Genomic DNA, 19,464 nt, shown 5'->3' with positions numbered 1-19,464 from the left:
CAGTTTCGCTCTGTTACCGACGGTATTGTTGTGCAGTCAGGGGTTCGTGATTTTGGCTATATAGGGAGTGGCCAGGTGGAAACCATCGATTCCGACGATGTTGACCCGAGGCGGGTTCGGTCGCGTCAGCGTTTGTTGGATGCTGCGGTGACCTTGCTGAACAGTGGCGGGGTCGAAGCCGTTACCGTGGAGGCGGTCACTCGACTGTCTCGTGTTGCTCGCACCACCTTGTATCGTCACTTCGAGAGCTCCACAGATCTGGTGGCGGCTGCCTTCGAGCGATTGTTGCCTCAGGCCGAGACCCCCGAGACGACGACGTCGATCCGTGATGACCTGCTGAAGCTGATGCAGCGGCAGGCTGAGCTTATTGAGCAGGCACCGCTGCAGTTGACGACGCTGGCATGGTTGGCAATGCTTCCCGAGCAGCCCCGGCAATCCGGGCAATCCGACGGGGATCAGAACGCGCTCGCGCCACTGCGTCGTCGAGTCGTCGAGCAGTATCGAGAACCATTCGATCGAGTTTTGACGAGTGACGTGGCCACGGCGGAGCTCGGCGACCTCGATTTGACCATGGCAGTCACTCAACTGGCGGGCCCCCTTGTCTTTGCCAAGCTCACGGGCATTCGGTCGATGACCGTTGGCGATCTCGAACAGCTTGTCGACGATTTCCTCATGGCCCACCGGCGACACCAAACCTCCTGACCTCCTTCCCCATCTACGGTACTGCTAGTACCGTAACGATACCGTCGGTTTCGTAGACGGGCTGGGTCGAGGGTGAGGTGCTGCGTATGGTGGTCCAACGTCCAAGTGGTGGGCGCTTGGCGGCGCGCCGGTTGGCGGAACGCAGCGAGTACAGCACGACATTGGGGCGGTTGGCACGGTTCACCTTGGCGCACAGATTCCTCGTCATCGGGGCGTGGGTGGCTGTGGGTATCGTCTTGGCGATACTGTTTCCCCAGCTGGAGACGGTGGTGCGGCAGCAGTCTGTTGATCCGATCCCTGCTGGGGTTCCATCGTTTCAAGCACTCGATCAGATGGGTGGTGCGTTCGGTGAGAAGGGCGCCAAGACCACTGTTTTCGTGACCATGGAGAACCCGAACGGGTTCACCGACGTGGCGCGGGAACGCTACGACATGCTCGTTCTGCAGTTGCGCGAAAATTTCGACGATGTGCAGTCAGTGCGGGATTTGCTCTCCGATCCGACGACGGCCGGCCAGGCCTTGAGTGAGGACGGGCAAGCCTGGTACTTGCCTGTCGGGGTCACCGGAACTTTGGGAGGGCCAACGGCCACGCATGCTGTGGAGACCGTGCGCCAAACCGCGCAGCGCGTGTTTGACGGTACGGACACCACTGTCCATGTCACCGGGCCGACGGCCACTTTCAGTGACCAGATCGTCAGTGCTGAAAGCGATTTAGTCGTGATCACTGTGGCGACGGTGGCGCTTATCGCGATCATTCTGTTGATCGTTTACCGATCGCTGTTCACCGCGCTGGTGCCGTTGTTGGTGATCGGTGTCAGCCTCGGCGTGGGCCGCGGGGTCTTGTCCGCACTCGGCGAACTCGGTATGCCGGTATCGCAGTTCACCGTCGCGTTCATGACCGTCATCCTGCTCGGAGCCGGGGTCGACTACTCAGTCTTTTTCATCAGTCGCTATCACGAACGGCTACGCCAGGACGCTACCACTGAGGTTGCGCTCGTGGACGCGACAGCAACTATCGGACGGGTCATCCTGGCTTCAGCTGCCACGGTGGCGCTGGCCTTTTTGGCGATGGTGTTTGGTCAGCTGAGCGTGTTCTCCACCTTGGGTCCGGCATGCGCGATCGCCATCCTCATCGGATTCCTCGCCACGGTCACCCTGCTACCACCGGTGTTGCTGTGGGCGGCGCGATTCGGCTGGGGCGCACCCAGACGAGATCTGACCCGAAAGTACTGGAATCGCGTCGCCGTGCTCGTCGTGCGGCGTCCTGTGCCTCTGCTGGCACTAACCCTGGTCGGGCTAATCGTGCTTAGCGTCTTCGCGATGGGCATCCAGATCACCTTCGACGATCGTGAGGGGCAGCCCGCGACAACCGACAGCAACGAAGGCTACGCGTTGCTCGACCGTCATTTCCCTCAAGACGTCACTATCACTGAGTTCCTCGTTGTAGATGCACCGATCGATCTCCGTACTGCCAGCGGGCTGGCCGATCTTGAGCAAATGGCCTCACGTGTATCCCAGATCCCCGGAGTGACTCGAGTCATCGGTGTTACCCGTCCCACCGGGGACAAGCTCGAGCAAGCCGAGCTGTCCTGGCAGAACGGTCAGATCGGGGACCGGCTGGCGGGTGCGGTCGACGATGGCCAGAACCGCCGAGGTGACCTCGAACAGCTCCGTACCGGCGCATTCCAACTCGCCGACGGGCTTACTCAGCTCGACACCCAGGTACGCACCAACTTGGCCCCCCTGGCCGGCATCCTCGATCAGGCAAGCACAGCAGGGCAGCAAATTCAGCAGTACCAGCCGATACTCCGCCAACTCGCCGCATCTGCACCAGCGCTCGATCGCGCTTCTCAGAATGCCCCACAGCTGGCCGCGCTCACCCGCCAAACATCTGCAGCCCTGGCAACAGTGACCTCGATCCTGCCCATCCTCGATAATGCGCCCTGGTGCACCCAAGTCCCGCAGTGCGCAGCTCTGCGCGCGCAGACCCGCAATCTCGACGCCCTACTGAGCAACGGGACCCTCGACCAGATCGCCACGCTGTCAACACAACTCGCGCAGCTGGATACACCGATCTCAACAGTCACCGACCAACTCACTTCCACCGTCAACTCACTGGGCTCCACGCTGGGAAGCATCAGCAGCCAAGACCTTCCCGGCAAGCTCACCCAACTGCAAACAGGTATCAGTCAACTCGCGGCGGGATCACGCCAACTCGCCGCCGGTGTATCCGCGCTGATCGACAGCAACCTTCAACAACTCGCCGGGATGGCCGCGCTAGCCACACAACTACAAACCTCCGCCCGCGAGACCGCCGGAACAAACTCAGCAACCGGCTTCTACCTCCCACCTCAGGCCAACGCAGACCGCCGTTTCGTCGACGTCGCTCGCCAGTTCGTCTCGCCCGACGGCCATACCGTGCGCTACGCAATACAAACCAGCTTCGACCCCTACAGCACCGAGGCCATGCAACTGGCCGACACAATCACCGATGTCACACTCGCCGCCAGACCGAACACAACCCTGCAGGACTCCAACATCGCGATAGCCGGGTTCCCCGCCATCAACGCCGATCTGCAACGTCTACTCACCGAAGACTTCCGACTCCTAGCGTTGGCCACCCTCACCATCGTCGGCCTGATCCTGATACTCCTACTCCGAGCACTCATCGCGCCGCTATACCTTCTGGGCACCGTCATACTCAACTACACCGCGGCACTGGGTATCGGTGTCCTGATCTTTCAACACATCCTCAAAACCGATATCGCCTGGCCCGTACCACTACTGGCCTTCATAGTCCTCGTCGCGGTCGGCGCCGACTACAACATGCTTCTTATCTCTCGCCTACGCGAAGAATCCCAAAACAACATCCGCATCGGCGTCCTGAGAACCGTCACCAACACCGGATCAGTCATCACCTCGGCCGGCCTCATCTTCGCTGCCAGCATGTTCGGACTCATGGCCGGATCCATCTCGATCATGACCCAGGTCGGACTCATCATCGGCATCGGCCTGCTGCTCGACACCTTCATCGTCCGCACCATCGTTGTGCCGACCATCGCCACACTTGTCGGCAGAGCAAGCTGGTGGCCGAGTACCCGAACCGACACGCATCCAGTGTCCCGCTAGTACGCACGCACGTGCCGAGATCTGACCGGCCCCGCCAGTCATCCAGCCATCGCGCCCACCTCATCGACTGACACCCGCTCGACGGTCGGCCGCGGCAACCACACCCTACCGTCGCGGATCAGTGCCCAGACCACGTCAACCAGACGTCTAGCGAGAGCGATGAGAGCGTGGACGTGGGAACGCTTCTCGCGTCGTTTGCGCTGGTAGAACTCGCGGGACGGGCCGTCGCGTTGCGAGCTGTTGAGTGCGGCCATGTAGAACACCTTGCGAAGTCCTCTGTGGTAACGCTGGGGTCTACGCAAGGCTCCCCGGCGGTTACCGGAGTCGTGCGGTACCGGAGCAAGACCGGCGTAGGCGGCGAGTCTGGCGGGCGAGCCGAACGAAGTGAGGTCGCCGCCGGTGATCGCGACGAGCTCAGCGCCGCTTCGGGTGCCGATGCCTGGCACGGATTCGAGAATCCGTGCGTGACGGTGGCGGCGGAACACCTCGGTGATCTGCTTATCCAGGTCGGCGATCTGACGGGTCAGCATGACCAACGAGGTAGCCGCGTGTTGCACCAGTAGGGCTGTGGTCGCCTCGCCAGGCAGGGTGACGGTCTGCGCGGCCGCCGCGGCACGGGCTTTGTCGATCATCTTCGGGATCGTGGGTCGGCGGACGCCGTGACTGCGCAGGTGGTCGTAGATCTCGTCGTCAGAGACCGCAGCGATCGCAGATGGCGTGGCGAAGCGGGTGAGGAACGTTAGACCGGTCAGTGTCGAGTAGTCGAAACACCGTTCTAGTGCAGGGAAGATGCGGGTCAGCAGGCCGCGCAGGCGGTTGATGCCTCGCGTACGTTCAGCGACGAGGTCGTTGCGATGTCCGGTCAGCAGGTCGAGTTCGATCGCGACGTCGTCGGGCGCCGAGACGGTGGCGAGATCGCCACGTAGGCGGGCTGTCTGGGCGATCACGACCGCATCGCGGGCATCGGTCTTGCCCTCACCCGCGAACGCACCGGTCATGCTGTGCACGACCCGGCCGGGCACGTAGCGGATCTGCTGGCGCCGCGCAGCCAGCACACCCCTCAGCAGCGCCGATTCCGGTGCGGTCATGTCGATCGCCCACACCACGAATTTCATGTCGGCGACCCGGTCCATGAGCGCTTCGATCGCCGGTTGATCGTTGGGAAGCCGCCGAGACCACAGCACCGTTCCCGCCTCATCGACCGCGGCGGCGTGATGCGCATGCCGACCGACATCAATTCCTACCCAGATCTTTTCGTCCATACTGTCCTTCCGTGTGCGGTTGGCTCGTCAGGGTGGTTTCGCCGGCACACCTTTACACAGCGACAAGTTCGCGAACACATCTCAATCAGCGGCCGAAACGACCCGTCACGGTCCGGGGTGACCTTCCACGCCAAGCCACCAGCGACAACAGGTGATTGTCGAGCCACGCCCCGAACCGCGGACGAACGTCCGAGGCGACCGCCCCGGACGTACTCCAACGTAAAGGTGATTGTGGGAGCGTCGAGGAGTGAGTGAACATCAGCACGACCACGATCAGCAGCAGGCTCCCCGTCATCCCGTCTCCGCGGCCGAGTGGGACGAACTCTACGAGTCGTCGGACCGGCTGTGGACCACCAACGTGAACCCCGCGCTCATCGCGGAAGTCGGTGATCTGCCTGCCGGTTCGGCATTCGACCTCGGGTGCGGCGAAGGCGCCGACGCCCGGTGGCTCGCCGACCACGGCTGGACGGTGGTGGGAGCAGACATCTCCACCGTGGCTCTCAAGCGTGCGGCCGCGGCTGATTCACGTGAAACAATCACCTGGCTGCCGTTCGACGTCACCGCAGATCAGTTCGACCGCACGTACGACCTGGTGGCCCTGAGCTATTTCCACATCGCGAGCGACGACGTCGCGGTCCTGCAGAAGATCGCCGATGCCGTGGGGTCCGGCGGCACGCTGCTCGTGGTGATGCACGACCCCGAGGGGATGCGCGCGCACGGGCGGAGCCCGGACGGGTTCCTCTGGCCCCGCGACATGGTGCGTCTGCTGGGCGAGGGCTGGGAAGTGGTGACCGACGAGGCGCGCGACCGCGGCATCCCGGCGGGCGGCGGCCATCATGTGCGGGATGTGGTCCTCCGTATGCGCCGGGTCTGAGCCTTTCGTCGGTCGGTGGTGCCGCGGCGGGGAGATGTCGGACCCCGGTGAGACCCTCGCGGTATGAGAGTGGAGGCGGGCACACGCAAGCAGGCATCGATCCTGCACGCCGACCTCGACTCCTTCTACGCGTCGGTGGAGCAGCGTGACGACCCGTCACTGCGCGGCCGTCCGGTGCTGGTCGGCGGCGGGGTGGTGGTGGCGGCGAGCTACGAGGCCAAGGCGATGGGTGTCCGCTCGCCGATGGCCGGCCGTGAAGCCCGAGCGCTCTGTCCTCGCGCGGTGATGGTGCGCCCTCGGTTCGAGGCGTACACCGAGGCCAGCCGCGCGGTCTTCGCCATCTTCTCCGACTTCTCGCCGTTCGTCGAGGGCATCTCCGTGGACGAGGCCTTCCTCGACGTCGGCGGCATGCAGGCGATCGCCGGATCGCCCGTGCAGCTCGCGGCACGGCTGCGGGAGCGGGTGCGCCGCGAGGTGGGCCTGCCCATCACTGTCGGGGTCGCGAGCACCAAGTTCGTGGCCAAGGTGGCGAGCGCGGTGGGGAAGCCGGACGGTCTGCTCGAGGTCCCCGCGGGAGGCGAACTCGACTTCCTTCACCCGTTGCCCGTGCGACGGCTGTGGGGCGTGGGCGCCAAGGCCGAGCAACGCCTGGCCGACGCCGGGATCGAGACCGTGGGCCAGATCGCCTCGCTGGGCGAGGAACGGCTGTCGATGCTCCTGGGCCGCGGCCCGGGCAGGCACCTGTACGCACTGTCGATGGCTCGCGATCCACGGTGCGTTCAGACAGGCAGACGCAGACGTTCCATCGGGGCGCAACGGGCGCTGGGTCGTCGGTGGCGGTCGGAGGCGGATATAGAAGCAACACTCGTCGCGATCGTCGACGGCCTGGGCCGCCGTCTCCGGTCGGCGCAGCGGCTCGTGCGAACGGTGGTGCTGCGTCTGCGCTTCCACGACTTCGAGCGAGTGACGCGGTCGCGGACGCTATCCGAACCGACCGACCGCACCGATATCGTACTCGCGGTGGCGCGGGGTCTGCTCGACGAGGCGATGCCGCTGATTCGTGAGCGCGGCTGCACGCTGATCGGGCTGTCGCTGACCAACCTCGCCGATCACGGCGCCGTTCAGCTCGCGTTACCGCTCGACGGCGCCGACCACGCCGGCGACCTCGACCTGGCCATCGACTCGCTGCGGTCGAGATTCGGGAAGGGTGCGGTGACGCGGGGAGTGCTAGTGGGTCGTCCACATCTGCCCGAGAGCCCGATGCTGCCGGATTGACGGCGCCCCGGTCTGGGGGTCACGGTCTGATGGGTTAACGGAATCAAGACCACTTTGCCGCCGGCGTGCCCGGCGGCCACCAGCCGCAGCGCCTCGACCGCACGATCGAGCGGGAAGGTGCGCGCGATCGGCACCGTCAGCTCGCCGGCCGCGAGCAGATCGAGGAGTTCGCCGCGCACACCGTCCCGGAACGCCGCGCTGGCGGGGTCGGCGCCCGAGAGCGCGTCGAAGCCGTACTCGCGCGCGGCTTCGCGGTCGACGACGGTGAGGATCCGATCGCGATCGGCCACCAGTTCCAGTGACGCGGCCGTCGCCTCTGGGCCTCCGGCCGCGTCGAGCGCTGCGACCACCGGACCGGGTGCGGCGTCGCGGACGCGCCGAGCCAGTTCGGGACCGTAGGTCACCGGAATACCGCCGAACCGTGCGACCGCGTCCGACCGACCGGGACCGGCCGTGCCGACGACGGTGACCCCGGCTCGACGCGCCAATTGCAGGAAGACGGCGCCGACTGCGCCCGAGGCGCCGTGCAGGAGCACCGTCTCGCCGGACACCGCACCGGACCGCGACAGCAGCTCGGCCGCCGTGCACCCCGCGAGAAGCAGCCCCGCGGCCTGGTCGTCGGGCACCGCATCCGCCAGGACGAAGGCCTTCTCGGCGGGGATGGTGATCGCCGACGCGTAGCCGCCGTGCACGCGGAAGGCCGCGACGCGATCGCCCACCGACACCGCCCCGGACCCGGCGCGGGTCCGCGGTCCCATGGCGGTCACCACCCCCGCGATCTCGTAGCCGATCGGCAGCGGCAGGAGAGCGGGGTCGGAGGCCCTGAGCGTGTGCTTGAGGTCGGCGGGATTCACTCCGGCGGCCGTGACGCGGACGGTGAGCTGTCCGGGGCCGGGAGCTGCGGGTTCGCAGGCGACGGCCCGGAAGTCGTCGAGCCCGCCGAAGCCGTCCGCCACCCACCTGATGCCCGTCATGACGTGCAGCCTACTGCGCACATTATGGTGACCTGCATGACAAGCAATGTTGACGCGTCCAACCCCGATCTGGTCACAGTGGACGTGCCCACCCACTGGTACAACCTCGCCGCGGAGCTCGACGAGCCGATTCCGCCGCACCTGCACCCCGGAACCAAGGAACCGGTCGGGCCCGACGATCTGGCCGCGCTCTTCCCCGCCGGTCTGATCGCCCAGGAGGTCTCCACCGAGGCCTACATCGAGATCCCTGAGCCGGTTCGTGAGATCTACCAGATGTGGCGGCCGTCGCCGCTGTTCCGCGCCCGCAGATTCGAGGAGGCGCTGAACACGAAGGCGCGGATCTACGTCAAGTACGAGGGCGTCAGCCCGGTCGGCAGCCACAAGACGAACTCGGCTGTCGCGCAGGCGTATTACAACAGCATCGACGGGGTCAAGAAGCTCACCACCGAGACCGGCGCAGGTCAGTGGGGCAGCGCTCTCTCGTTCGCGGGCGCGCAGTTCGGTCTCGACGTGGAGGTGTGGCAGGTGCGGGCGTCGTACGACTCCAAGCCGTACCGGGGCTTTCTCATCCGCACCTACGGCGGCACGCTGCACCCGAGTCCCTCCGACCTCACCGAGGCCGGACGCGCGATGCTGGCGAAGGACCCCGACACCACCGGCAGCCTCGGCATGGCGGTGTCGGAGGCGGTGGAGGTGGCGGCCGCGAATGATGACACCCGCTACGCGCTCGGCAGCGTGCTGAACCACGTCGTGCTGCACCAGAGCGTGATCGGCCTCGAGGCCGTCGACCAGCTGAACGCGGTGGAGCCCGGCGGCGCCGACGTCGTCTTCGGTTGCGCGGGCGGCGGATCGAACCTCGCGGGCCTGTCCTTCCCGTTCCTGCGCGAGAAGCTGCACGGCCGTTCCGATCCGCGGATCGTCGCGGCCGAGCCGTCGGCCTGTCCGTCTCTGACTCAGGGTGAGTACCGCTACGACCACGGCGACGTCGCGGGCCTCACGCCGCTGCTGAAGATGCACACGCTCGGTATGGACTTCGTCCCGGACCCCATCCACGCCGGCGGTCTGCGCTATCACGGCATGGCGCCCGCGCTCAGCCACACGGTGGAGCTGGGTCTGGTGGAGGGCGTCGCGATCGACCAGCGCGCCGCCTTCAGCGCGGGCATCACGTTTGCGCGCACCCAGGGCATCGTGCCCGCCCCGGAGTCGACCCACGCCATCGCCGCGTGCGCCGAGCACGTGGCGAACAGCGACAAGGAGGAGGTCGTCGTGATCGGGCTCTCCGGGCACGGTCAGCTCGATCTGCCCGCCTACGCGGAGTTCTTGAACGGCTCCTTCTGACGGCTGTCGGGCCCGCCGGTTCCGGATCCGGACGGGCGGGCCCGATGCGGTCCGTGCGCGTCCCGACTCCTGCGGTTCGACGAATGCTGAGACAATCGGGACGGTAGTACTGAGAGTGGTGGAATTGCCGGGTCGCCGCACGGCGCGACCGGGAGACAGAGAAGGAACTTCATGGTCGAAACAGGACAGCGTCTGGCGCAGATCGGCGTCACCGGGCTCGCGGTGATGGGCTCCAACATCGCCCGCAACTTCGCGCGGCACGGGCACACCGTCGCGCTGCACAACCGCAGCATCGCGAAGACCGATGCGCTCATCGAGGCGCACGGCGACGAGGGCGATTTCATCCGCACGGAGACCATGGAGGAGTTCGTCGGCGCGCTCGAGCGGCCGCGCCGCGTCCTCATCATGGTCAAGGCCGGCGACCCGACCGACGCCGTGATCGAAGAACTCGCGAACCTGATGGAGCCCGGCGACATCATCATCGACGGTGGTAACTCGCTGTACACCGACACGATCCGCCGCGAGGCGGCGATGGCCGCGCGGAACCTGAACTTCGTCGGCGCGGGCATCTCCGGCGGCGAGGAGGGCGCTCTCAACGGTCCCTCGATCATGCCCGGCGGACCCGCCGAGTCGTACGAGTCGCTCGGTCCGCTGCTGGAATCGATCTCGGCGCACGTCGACGGCGTCCCGTGCTGCACGCACATCGGTCCCGACGGTTCGGGCCACTTCGTCAAGATGGTGCACAACGGCATCGAGTACGCCGACATGCAGCTCATCGGCGAGGCGTACGACCTCATGCGCAACGTGCTCGGCATGGAGGTCGCCGAGATCGCCGACGTGTTCCGCGAATGGAACACCGGCACCCTCGACAGCTACCTGATCGAGATCACCGCCGAGGTGCTGTCGCAGGTGGACGCCGAGACCGGCAAGCCGCTCGTCGACGTGATCGTCGACGCCGCGGGCCAGAAGGGCACCGGCCGCTGGACGGTGAAGTCGGCACTCGACCTCGGCATCCCGACCACCGGCATCGCCGAAGCCGTCTTCGCGCGCGCCCTCTCGAGTTCGACGTCCCAGCGCGAGAGCGCGCGAGGGCTCGTCGCGGGCACCACCGGCGCGCAGGCCCCGGCCGACAAGGCGGCTTTCGTCGAAGACATCCGGAAGGCGCTGTACGCGTCGAAGGTCGTGGCGTACTCGCAGGGCTTCGACCAGATCGCGGCGGGAAGCGCCGAGTACGGCTGGAGCGTGGATCCGGGCAAGCTCGCCACCATCTGGCGTGGAGGATGCATCATCCGGGCCAAGTTCCTGGACCGCATCCGGGAGGCCTACGCCGAGAATCCGGAGCTTCCCGCGCTGCTGCTGGCTCCGTACTTCCGCGACGCGGTCGAGGACTCGGTGGAGAGCTGGCGGCGGGTCATCGTCACCGCGACTGCGATGGGTGTCCCGGTGCCGGCCTTCGCGTCGTCGCTGTCGTACTACGACGCGCTGCGGGCCGAGCGGCTGCCGGCCGCTCTGACCCAGGGGCTGCGGGATTACTTCGGTGCGCACACCTACCTGCGCGTCGACAAGCCCGGCTCGTTCCACACGCTCTGGAGCGGTGATCGCAGCGAGGTCGAGGCGTAGCGCTTCCAAGATCAGTCACTAGACGGGCCTTCGAGGGCAATGTTCCCTCGAAGGCCCGTCTGCGTCCTGAACTTGGCACAGCGGTCTCGGTATGCGTGCTGCCGGTGCGCTATGCCCACATCCCGTTCGTTGTCTCAGACCGCCCACAAGCGATCCTGCGCATCAACGGTGGACAGGTCATCGCGACAGCTTCGCCTGCCGGCGGATCACCCGGGGCGCCGATCCCAGCTCGTTCTAGCGGTTTTCGAATCGCTGCGCTTGCCTCGACCACCGGAGGGGACCGGGTTGTGACTGCGGCCGAAGTACTGTTTAAGCTGGACATATGTCGAAAGTGCTGAGCTCGTTGCCGAAGGGAGAGCGCGTCGGAATCGCGTTCTCGGGTGGTCTGGACACCTCCGTCGCCGTTGCATGGATGCGCGAAAAGGGCGCTATCCCTTGCACTTACACCGCCGACCTCGGCCAGGCCGATGAGCCGGACATCGCTTCGGTGCCCGGCCGCGCGGGTCAGTACGGTGCGGAGATCTCGCGCCTGGTGGACTGCCGCGCCGCGCTCGTGGAGGAGGGCCTCGTCGCACTGCAGTGCGGTGCCTTCCACATCCGCACCTCCGGCAAGACGTACTTCAACACCACGCCGCTCGGCCGCGTGGTGACCGGAATGCTCCTGGTCCGCGCCATGAAGGAGGACGGCGTCGACATCTGGGGCGACGGCTCCACCTACAAGGGCAACGACATCGAGCGGTTCTACCGCTACGGACTGATGGCGAACCCGAACCTGCGGATCTACAAGCCGTGGCTCGACACCCAGTTCGTGGAGGAGCTCGGCGGCCGCCACGAGATGAGCCAGTGGCTGACCGAACGCGATCTGCCGTACCGCGACTCCCAGGAGAAGGCGTACTCCACCGACGCCAACATCTGGGGCGCCACCCACGAGGCCAAGACCCTCGAGCACCTCGACCACGGTCTCGACGTGGTGGAGCCGATCATGGGCGTCGCCGCATGGCGGGACGACGTCGAGGTCGCCACCGAGGACGTCTCCATCCGATACGAGCAGGGCCGCCCGGTCGCCATCAACGGCGAGGTCTTCGACGACGCCGTCGCTCTCGTCCTGAAGGCCAACGAGATCGGCGGCCGCCACGGGCTGGGCGTCTCGGATCAGATCGAGAACCGCATCATCGAGGCCAAGTCGCGCGGTATCTACGAGGCACCGGGCATGGCACTGCTGCACATCGGCTACGAGCGTTTGGTGAACGCGATCCACAACGAGGACACGGTCGCGAACTACCACAACGAGGGCCGTCGCCTGGGTCGCCTCATGTACGAGGGCCGGTGGATGGACTCGCAGGCGCTCATGCTGCGTGAGTCGCTGGTGCGCTGGGTGGGCTCGGCCATCACCGGCGAGGTGACCGTCCGACTGCGCCGCGGCGACGACTACCACTTCCTCAACACCACCGGACCCGGCCTTTCGTACCACCCGGACAAGCTGTCGATGGAGCGCGTCGGCGACGCCGCGTTCGGTCCGTCCGACCGCATCGGCCAGCTCACCATGCGCAACCTCGACATCGCCGATTCGCGTGCGCGCCTGGAGCAGTACGCGCAGCTCGGCATCGTCGGTGGCGCGACCGCAGACCTGGTCGGCGAGCTGTCCGCGGGCGGTGCGCAGGCGATCGCCGGCGGCCAGCCGGAGGACGCGGCATCCGAGTCGCTCGACCGCGCGGCGATCGATTCCGGCGTCGACTAGCGCTCATGGCCGCCAAACGGATCGGGATCGTCGAAGATCACGAGTCGATGGTGCTGGGGGTCCGGGCGATGCTCGACGGCCACGTCGGCCTGTCGCTGATGGCGTCGTCGGACACCGTCGAAGGGCTGCTCGCGCAGCAGGTCTGCCTGGACCTGGTGCTGCTGGATCTGCGGCTGGCCGACGGGTCGTCGCCGACGGCCAACATCGAGGCCTTGCACGACGCGGGTCTATCGGTCCTTGTCTACACCGGTGCGGAGAACCCGTACCTGGTCCGTCTGGCGGCGAAGGCGGGGGTGCTCGGCATCGTGCGTAAATCCGCCCGGGTGGAGCGGGTCGTCGAGGCGATCGCCACGGCTGCGGAGGGCAACCCGGTCATCACCACCGAGTGGGCGGCGGCCGTCGACGGCGACCCCGACCTCGATGCCACCGGCCTGAGTCCTCGGCAGCAGGAGGTGCTCTCGCTGTACGCCTCGGGGGAGAAGGCCGACCGGGTGGGGCGCATGCTGGGGTTGTCGACGGAGACGGTCAACGACTACGTCGCGCGGATCCGGGCGAAGTACGCCGCAGCCGGTCGGCCCGCAGGCACCAAGGTGGATCTCTATCAGCGGGCCGTCGAGGACGGACTGCTGCCGATCCCCGAGCGCGACCAGTGAGCGGCGCCGTCAGATACGCCGCTCCCGAGCGGCGGCACGACAACCTGGACCGGATCAGGCGGATGTTCGCGTTGTTCGCGGCGGTCGGTTACGTGGGGTACTTGATCCTCCTGTTGCCGGCGATCCTCCAGCTCGCACCGCTGATGAGCTCCTGGTGGACGCCGGCGATGTGCGCGATCGTCTTCGTCCCCGGCCTGACGCTGGGAGTGACCGCTCTGATCGGCGTGCCGCGCTGGACGCGGGCGACGGCGGCCGTCGCCGCCCTCAGCTTCTTCGTCGCGGTCCTCACCTGGCCGATCGCCTGGGACGGCACCACCGTCCCGGCCGGCGACGGCGTATGGCTGGCGGCGTTTCCCGGGCTCGCCAGCATCGCCGCGGTGCTGGCGTGGCCGGCCTGGGCGGCCTTTGCGCACATGGTGTTCGGCTGCGTCTGCGTGCAGCTCATCAACTTCGTGATCCGCGGCGAAGTGGATCCGGGACAGCTCGCTCCCGAGATCGCCTTCGCAATCATGTTCTGCAGCTTATTCGTCGGTGCGGCCGTGATGGCGCTGCGCACCGGGAGGATTCTGGACGAGACCACCGATCGTGCCCATGCGGCGGCCGCGACCGCCGCAGCCGAGCGGGCCCGCGACACCGAACGCGAACGCTTCGACGCGCTGATTCACGACAGCGTGATGTCCACCCTGCTGACCGCCTCCCGGGGCGGGGCGCAGGAGCACGTGCCGCGGCTGGCGGCCGCCACCCTCGCCGAACTCGACGAGATCCGTTCGGGACTGCCCACCGACCGTCCGTTCGGCCTCGAGGCCGCCGTGGTGCACCTGCGTGCGACCACTACCGAGGCAGACCCGAGGGCGGAGTTCGCCGTCGACGCACCCGCTGCCGATTCTGATGCCGCACAGGCGGAGCTGCCGAGCGAGGCGGTGCGTGCGGTGAGCGCGGCACTGGCCGAAGCCCTGCGCAACAGTCGCCGACACGCCGGGGCCGATGCGCGGTGCACCGTGCGTGGCCGAGTGGACGCCGATTCGATCAGGATCGCGGCGACCGACGACGGCGTCGGTTTCGACCCGGATGCGGTATCGGCCCATCGACTCGGCATCGCGGTCAGCATCCGGGCCCGGATGGACCGGGTCCCGGGAGGTTCGACCGCCATCGAGTCGGCGCCCGGCGCCGGAACCACCGTCCGACTGGGATGGACACGCTGATGGGACAACTTCCGGTCAGCGGCGATATCGGTGACCTGATGGGTCTGCGGACCGTCGCCGCGAAGGCGCTCGTGGTGGTCTTCATCGGAACGTTTGCGCTGGTAGGCGTGATGACGCGCCCCGCAGGGAGCGGGGTGGCGGGGTGGCTGGCGGAGATCGGCGCGTGGTTGGTGACGAGTGCTGCGGCAGTCGCACTGATCCAGGTGCCGGGAGATCCGTTACGGCGGTCGGTGACGGCAGTCGTCGCCGCCGCCGGCCCGGTGGCCACGGTGTCCGTGCTGCTGGTGGTCGACGATCCGGGGGTGCGCATCCTGACCTTCTGGCCTTTGTCGGCGACGACGGCGCTGTGCACCTACCTCTGTGTACGCGGCCGCACAGGCGTCGCGTGGGTCTCGATGCTGGCGGCGATCGGCGCGACCGCACTGTGGGCCGTCCGCATCGGCGAAGGCGCCGGGTACGGGATCTCGATCTCGCTGATCAACCTGGCGCCGCTTGTGATGTCGTCATTCTTCGCCATCACGATCCGGCCGGCGGCGCGCGAGATCTTTCTGATGCAGGGGGCCGGCACCGAGGCCGCGGCTACGGAGGCCGCGCGGCGCGCGGTCCTCGACGAACGCGACCGGCAACTCGGCCGACTCGACGACCAAGCGCGCCCCTTGCTCGCGCGGCTCGCCGACGCGGCGCCGCTCTCGGCCGACGAACGCGATGAGTGCAGCCTGGTCGAGGCGCGGTTGCGTGATTCGCTGCGGGCGCCGACATTCGATGTCCGCAGTGTCGCCGACGCGGCGCGGCAGGCACGACGTCGAGGGGTGGAGGTGATCCTGCTCGACGATCACGGGCTCGTCGGTGCCGACGATGACGTCCGCGAGCGGGTGATCGGCGGTGCCGTCACCGCGCTCGCCGCGGCTCGTGCGGGGACCGTCACGATTCGCATCCTGCCGCCGCGGCGTCGCGTCGTGGCGACTGTTCTGCAGGTCGCCGGCGACGTCGTCGTCCGCGAGGAGTACGACGGCGAAGGTCGTCTGGTCGGCAGCGACTGACCCCGGGAGCAGGCCTGACCTCTGTCGCCTCTTAGGAGGACAGAGGAATTGGGGTCTTTCTCGCGCGCCGATCTCGCCATACCGTCCGAAGGAAGACATGACGGCGGGACATCGGCGGGGAGGCGAGGAGAATGACGGGCTCCGGGGCAGTGGCAGAGCAGTCGGCGATAGGCCAGTCGGTCGGGGTGTGGAGTGAGAATCCGTGGCAGCGGGAAGTGCTCGCGGTGTGGATGAATCGGTTCGGGTATCCGGTGGTCGCTGTCGACACAGCCGGACTCCTGGCGGGGGCGCCGCGCGTCGTGGTGGTCGGAGCCGGCGATCGTCTCGCGCTTCGTCGGTTCGGCCGCTCAATGGCCGGACGCGTCATCGTCGTCGGCGGTACGGTCGAGGAGGCCGACATCTGCTCCGGCGTTCACCATGTGACCGAAGGCCCAGACATCGAGCACCGTCTTACCCTCCTGCTGACCAGGACGCTGGGTCCGACGTCCGGCCGGACTCCGATGTCGGCGCGGGAACGGGAGATCCTGACCACGTATGTGATGGGTGCGACCGTCGAGGAGACCGCGACCCGGCATTTCGTTGCCGCCAGTACCGTCCGGACTCACTACCGGCGTGTCTCGGCCAGGTACGACGACGCCGGGCTGCCGGTGGCGAACAAGACCCACCTGTTATTGCGCATGGTCGCCGACGGCTGGATTCAGCTCGACGGCGTGCTTCCCGAATCGGAGCCGACGACGTCCGCGATCGAGGTGGCGTGAGGGGCGGGCCTCGGCTTGGAGTGAAGAGCCGACGGGCTCGATGACCGCCGGCGGCGTCAGGCACCGGCGAGACTAGCGGCGCCTCACTCCTCCACCACCGGCGCCGCCGGATCCCGCTCGACCGACCCCGGGCGCAGTGCGCTCGCGGCGAGCGGGAACAGGAGCACCGACAGCACGCCGGCGCCGACGAGGACCGCTGCCTGCGTGCCGGTCAAGACGTCTTGGCGGACACCGATGTCGGTGGCGACCGCGATGATCGGAAGGCCGGTGGCGCCGTACAGCCCGGTGGCGATCCGCTCGCGGCGGCCGGCGCCCTCCGGCGCGGCGAGCATCGAGGGCAGCCCGCGGACCAGGAGCAGAGCCACCAGGACGACGGGGATCCAGGCGAAGGCGAGCGGATGATCGAGCAGCGACTGCAGATCGAACTTCACACCCGTGTAGACGAAGAAGATCGGGACGAGGAAGCCGAACGCGACGGCGTCGATCTTGGCCTCCACCGACCGCTGCATCTGTTCGTCGGCATCTCGGATGAGGAGCTTCCAGACGATCCCCGCGGTGAATGCGCCCAGCAGCATGTCGATGCCGAGCTGGACGGTCAGGAAGATCATCACGGCCAGAATGGCCAGCACGGTGCGGACGGCGAACTGCGCCGACGTGTGCAGGGTCGATTCGACGAAGGCGTGCAGGCGGCGATGAGAGGTGCGGCGCGCCCGGATCACGGCGGCCGCCGCGATGACGCCGAAGACCAAGAGCACCACGCTCGCCGTACCGAACGAGCGGCCGCCGAGGAATAGCGAGATGGCGATGATCGGCCCGAACTCGCCCGCGGCGCCGATCGCTCCGACGGCGACGCCGAACGGAGTGGTGAGGTCACCGGAATCGCGGAGGATCGGCAGCAAGGTTCCCAGAGCCGTCGACGCCAGACTGATCCCGATGATCACCGCGCCCAATCCGGGTGAGACAGCGAAGCCCGCCGCGATCCCGACCGCGATACTGATCAGCCAACCGAGCCAGGCGCGCCGAGCCGTGCGTCCGCGAACCGCCGACCGGGTGATCTCGGTTCCCGCGATGAAGAACAGCAGGTTGACACCGAAGTCGGAGAGCCGGCCGAACAGCTCCGATTCACCGACCCAGCCCAGCAGGGCAGGCCCGGCCACGACGCCGAGGCCGAGTTCGAAGACGACCACCGGAACCGCTGCCCAACGAGAGACGGATCTCGCCAGGAGCGGCGCTGCGAAGACCAGGAGGGGAACGACGAGCACGGTGGTCGCGGTGGGGCTCACCGGCTGATTCCAGAACGCGGTGACACGCGCGGGAGACGGTGCGGCGTCTGCGGTGGTCTCAGATGTGGACACCTTCGGTGTGGTTCCGTCGGCGGTACACGATGCTGGTCGCCAGGGAGGCGAGGATCAGCACCAGGCCGATGAGACCGGTCACCGTCTCGGGGACCTCGGTGCCGAGTGAGTACAGCAGAAGCAGCGCCAGCGCGCCGATCGCCCAGTGGGCGCCGTGTTCGAGGAAGACGTACTCAGACAGGGTTCCCCGGTGAACGAGGTAGATCGTCAGCGACCGCACGAACATCGCGCCGATGAGGCCCAGACCCAGAGCGATGATGATCGGGTCCGCCGTGATGGCGAAGGCCCCGATCACGCCGTCGAACGAGAACGACGCGTCCAGCACCTCCAGATAGAGGAACAGGAAGAAGCCCGCGCGCCCCGTCGCCTTGGCGAGTGCGGTCGGGCCGTCCCCCGACTCGGTCTCGATGTGGAAGAGACGGCCGAGCCCGTTGACCACGATGTAGGTGATCACGCCGAGGACGCCGGCAACCATCACCGTCGACGTATCGTGATCCGGCGCGACGAGCGTGGCCGCCAGCACCAAGATCGTCAACGCCACCACCACCGGTGCCTCGCGGAGCCGGCCGATGCGCAGCAGGGGCCGCTCGATCCACGACAGCCAGGTGAGCTCCTTGTCCTCGAACAGGAACCCGAGGAACAGCATGAGGAGGAACATCCCGCCGAACGAGGCGATCTGCGGGTGCGCCGCGGTCACGATGCTCTCGTAGGTCGGCGAGCCGTCCGTCGGCGGGTTGAGCGCGAGGTGAAGCGCGTCGACCGGGTCGAGGCCCGCGGTGAGCCAGACGATCCCCAGCGGGAAGGCCAGGCGCATGCCGAACACGGCGATGATGACACCGATCGTGAGGAACATCCGCTGCCAGAAGTCGCTCATCCGCTGCAGGACCGTGGCATTGATGACGGCGTTGTCGAAGGAGAGCGAGACCTCCAGCACACCCAGGACCAGGGTGAGCAGTACGGCCGTCGAACCGCCGTACAGGAACGCGGCGACCAGCGCCGCGATCGAGACGACGAACGACATCCCGAAGATGCGAAGCGTCACGCGGGGATCCCAACCTTCATGACAGGCAACGGTACCCGGGCGAGGCGTCGCTGGCGCTTCCCGGAGGCGAGCCGGCCAGGCCGTGGGGAAACGGGAACTGACTGACAGTTCGAGTCAGGAGGCACTCATGAAACTTGCGGCACTCAGTCCAGCAATCGGGCTCGGACACGCGATGGCATGCCTGGTAAGAAATTAATTGCTTTGGCCGACGCAATCTTCCGAGCTTTCAAAATATGCTTGTCTGACACCGAAGAAGGAGAATTGAGAATGGCTCAGTGCAACTGCAGTTGTGCATACTGCAAAGAGGCTAATGTGAACGACCGGAGCGTGCATCAGTGCAAGAACTTGCCGCGCTGTTCGGTTGCGTCCAAGAGCTGACGACCATGGCAGAGACTGGATCATCGTCGCGGTCAGGCGATTTCACGGAACCGCACAGATGCCGGAGTTGCAGCCGAGCTTTCTGGGGTAAGCGGTCGTGGAACCGGGTCACGGTGAACTGTCCG

At 67.0% G+C, this 19,464-nt stretch carries 14 protein-coding genes and 1 pseudogene; 11 read left to right on the top strand and 4 right to left on the bottom strand.

Translation table 11 applies throughout. The features are described from left to right. The first annotated feature begins 75 nt into the window (after positions 1-75). Positions 76-702, top strand: a complete 627-nt coding sequence (locus tag Y710_RS10455) for a TetR/AcrR family transcriptional regulator (protein WP_006896187.1) — start codon at positions 76-78, stop codon at positions 700-702. An 86-nt stretch (positions 703-788) separates the two neighbouring features. After that, a complete protein-coding gene (locus Y710_RS10450) occupies positions 789-3,830 on the top strand; it encodes an MMPL/RND family transporter (protein ID WP_062367434.1) in 3,042 nt (1,013 codons plus the stop codon). A 38-nt stretch (positions 3,831-3,868) separates the two neighbouring features. Here the strand turns inward: Y710_RS10450 and Y710_RS10445 are convergent, their stop codons facing one another. After that, positions 3,869-5,092, bottom strand: coding sequence for an IS110 family RNA-guided transposase (locus tag Y710_RS10445; protein WP_006896189.1), 1,224 nt, complete (start codon positions 5,090-5,092; stop codon positions 3,869-3,871). Positions 5,093-5,339: 247 nt separating this feature from the next. Between Y710_RS10445 and Y710_RS10440 the strand changes: the two genes are divergently transcribed. After that, positions 5,340-5,966, top strand: coding sequence for a class I SAM-dependent methyltransferase (locus Y710_RS10440; RefSeq protein WP_062367433.1), 627 nt, complete (start codon positions 5,340-5,342; stop codon positions 5,964-5,966). 63 nt (positions 5,967-6,029) lie between these two features. Next, positions 6,030-7,241 (top strand): DNA polymerase IV, encoded by a 1,212-nt coding sequence (dinB, locus tag Y710_RS10435; protein WP_062367432.1) that lies wholly within the window; start codon positions 6,030-6,032, stop codon positions 7,239-7,241. Between the two features lie 56 nt (positions 7,242-7,297). On the opposite strand, the pseudogene Y710_RS10430 reads toward dinB, so the two are convergent. Continuing rightward, positions 7,298-8,215, bottom strand: a pseudogene (locus Y710_RS10430) (NADP-dependent oxidoreductase); the annotation flags it as partial. Between the two features lie 36 nt (positions 8,216-8,251). On the opposite strand from Y710_RS10430, the gene Y710_RS10425 reads away from it, so the two are divergent. The 7 genes from Y710_RS10425 (at position 8,252) to Y710_RS10395 (ending at position 16,564) form a co-directional block, all read left to right on the top strand. Further along, entirely contained in the window at positions 8,252-9,553 is a 1,302-nt protein-coding gene (locus Y710_RS10425) for a TrpB-like pyridoxal phosphate-dependent enzyme (RefSeq protein WP_006896722.1), read from the top strand. Positions 9,554-9,724: 171 nt separating this feature from the next. Continuing rightward, the gene (gene gndA / locus Y710_RS10420; RefSeq protein WP_006896721.1) at positions 9,725-11,173 is read left to right on the top strand and encodes an NADP-dependent phosphogluconate dehydrogenase; all 1,449 of its coding nucleotides are present in this window, start codon (positions 9,725-9,727) and stop codon (positions 11,171-11,173) included. Between the two features lie 322 nt (positions 11,174-11,495). Further along, positions 11,496-12,911, top strand: a complete 1,416-nt coding sequence (gene argG, locus Y710_RS10415) for an argininosuccinate synthase (RefSeq protein WP_006896720.1) — start codon at positions 11,496-11,498, stop codon at positions 12,909-12,911. A gap of 5 nt (positions 12,912-12,916) precedes the next feature. Further along, positions 12,917-13,564 (top strand): response regulator transcription factor, encoded by a 648-nt coding sequence (locus Y710_RS10410; protein ID WP_006896719.1) that lies wholly within the window; start codon positions 12,917-12,919, stop codon positions 13,562-13,564. Continuing rightward, positions 13,561-14,766: a sensor histidine kinase gene (locus Y710_RS10405; protein ID WP_062367431.1), complete on the top strand. Its 1,206-nt coding sequence runs from the start codon at positions 13,561-13,563 to the stop codon at positions 14,764-14,766. Before Y710_RS10410 ends, Y710_RS10405 begins: the two co-directional genes overlap by 4 nt. Continuing rightward, positions 14,766-15,806 carry a hypothetical protein gene (locus tag Y710_RS10400; RefSeq protein ID WP_062367475.1) on the top strand — a complete coding sequence of 347 codons (1,041 nt, stop codon included), beginning with the start codon at positions 14,766-14,768 and terminating at the stop codon, positions 15,804-15,806. Before Y710_RS10405 ends, Y710_RS10400 begins: the two co-directional genes overlap by 1 nt. A gap of 131 nt (positions 15,807-15,937) precedes the next feature. Then, on the top strand, positions 15,938-16,564 hold the full coding sequence (locus Y710_RS10395; RefSeq protein WP_082083935.1) for a helix-turn-helix transcriptional regulator: 627 nt from the start codon (positions 15,938-15,940) through the stop codon (positions 16,562-16,564). Between the two features lie 83 nt (positions 16,565-16,647). Here the strand turns inward: Y710_RS10395 and Y710_RS10390 are convergent, their stop codons facing one another. Both Y710_RS10390 and Y710_RS10385 read right to left on the bottom strand, forming a co-directional pair. Continuing rightward, the gene (locus Y710_RS10390; protein ID WP_231875723.1) at positions 16,648-17,919 is read right to left on the bottom strand and encodes a cation:proton antiporter; all 1,272 of its coding nucleotides are present in this window, start codon (positions 17,917-17,919) and stop codon (positions 16,648-16,650) included. Then, positions 17,906-18,961, bottom strand: coding sequence for a DUF475 domain-containing protein (locus tag Y710_RS10385; RefSeq protein WP_006896714.1), 1,056 nt, complete (start codon positions 18,959-18,961; stop codon positions 17,906-17,908). Before Y710_RS10385 ends, Y710_RS10390 begins: the two co-directional genes overlap by 14 nt. Between the last annotated feature and the right edge of the window lie 503 nt (positions 18,962-19,464).

Source organism: Gordonia sp. QH-12 (assembly GCF_001578675.1).
In the GTDB taxonomy this organism is placed as follows: Bacteria; Actinomycetota; Actinomycetes; order Mycobacteriales; family Mycobacteriaceae; genus Gordonia; species Gordonia sihwensis.
Note: the sequence above shows the minus strand (reverse complement) of the source record. Positions and strands in the feature narration are given on the sequence as shown.

Excerpts from the sequence above, each read along its gene's own strand:
- argG (WP_006896720.1), top strand. The coding sequence starts at position 11,496 with ATGTCGAAAGTGCTGAGCTCGTTGCCGAAGGGAGAGCGCGTCGGAATC.
- Y710_RS10395 (WP_082083935.1), top strand. The coding sequence starts at position 15,938 with ATGACGGGCTCCGGGGCAGTGGCAGAGCAGTCGGCGATAGGCCAGTCG.
- Y710_RS10410 (WP_006896719.1), top strand. The coding sequence starts at position 12,917 with ATGGCCGCCAAACGGATCGGGATCGTCGAAGATCACGAGTCGATGGTG.
- Y710_RS10400 (WP_062367475.1), top strand. The coding sequence starts at position 14,766 with ATGGGACAACTTCCGGTCAGCGGCGATATCGGTGACCTGATGGGTCTG.
- dinB (WP_062367432.1), top strand. The coding sequence starts at position 6,030 with ATGAGAGTGGAGGCGGGCACACGCAAGCAGGCATCGATCCTGCACGCC.
- Y710_RS10425 (WP_006896722.1), top strand. The coding sequence starts at position 8,252 with ATGACAAGCAATGTTGACGCGTCCAACCCCGATCTGGTCACAGTGGAC.
- Y710_RS10445 (WP_006896189.1), bottom strand. The coding sequence starts at position 5,092 with ATGGACGAAAAGATCTGGGTAGGAATTGATGTCGGTCGGCATGCGCAT.
- gndA (WP_006896721.1), top strand. The coding sequence starts at position 9,725 with ATGGTCGAAACAGGACAGCGTCTGGCGCAGATCGGCGTCACCGGGCTC.
- Y710_RS10450 (WP_062367434.1), top strand. The coding sequence starts at position 789 with ATGGTGGTCCAACGTCCAAGTGGTGGGCGCTTGGCGGCGCGCCGGTTG.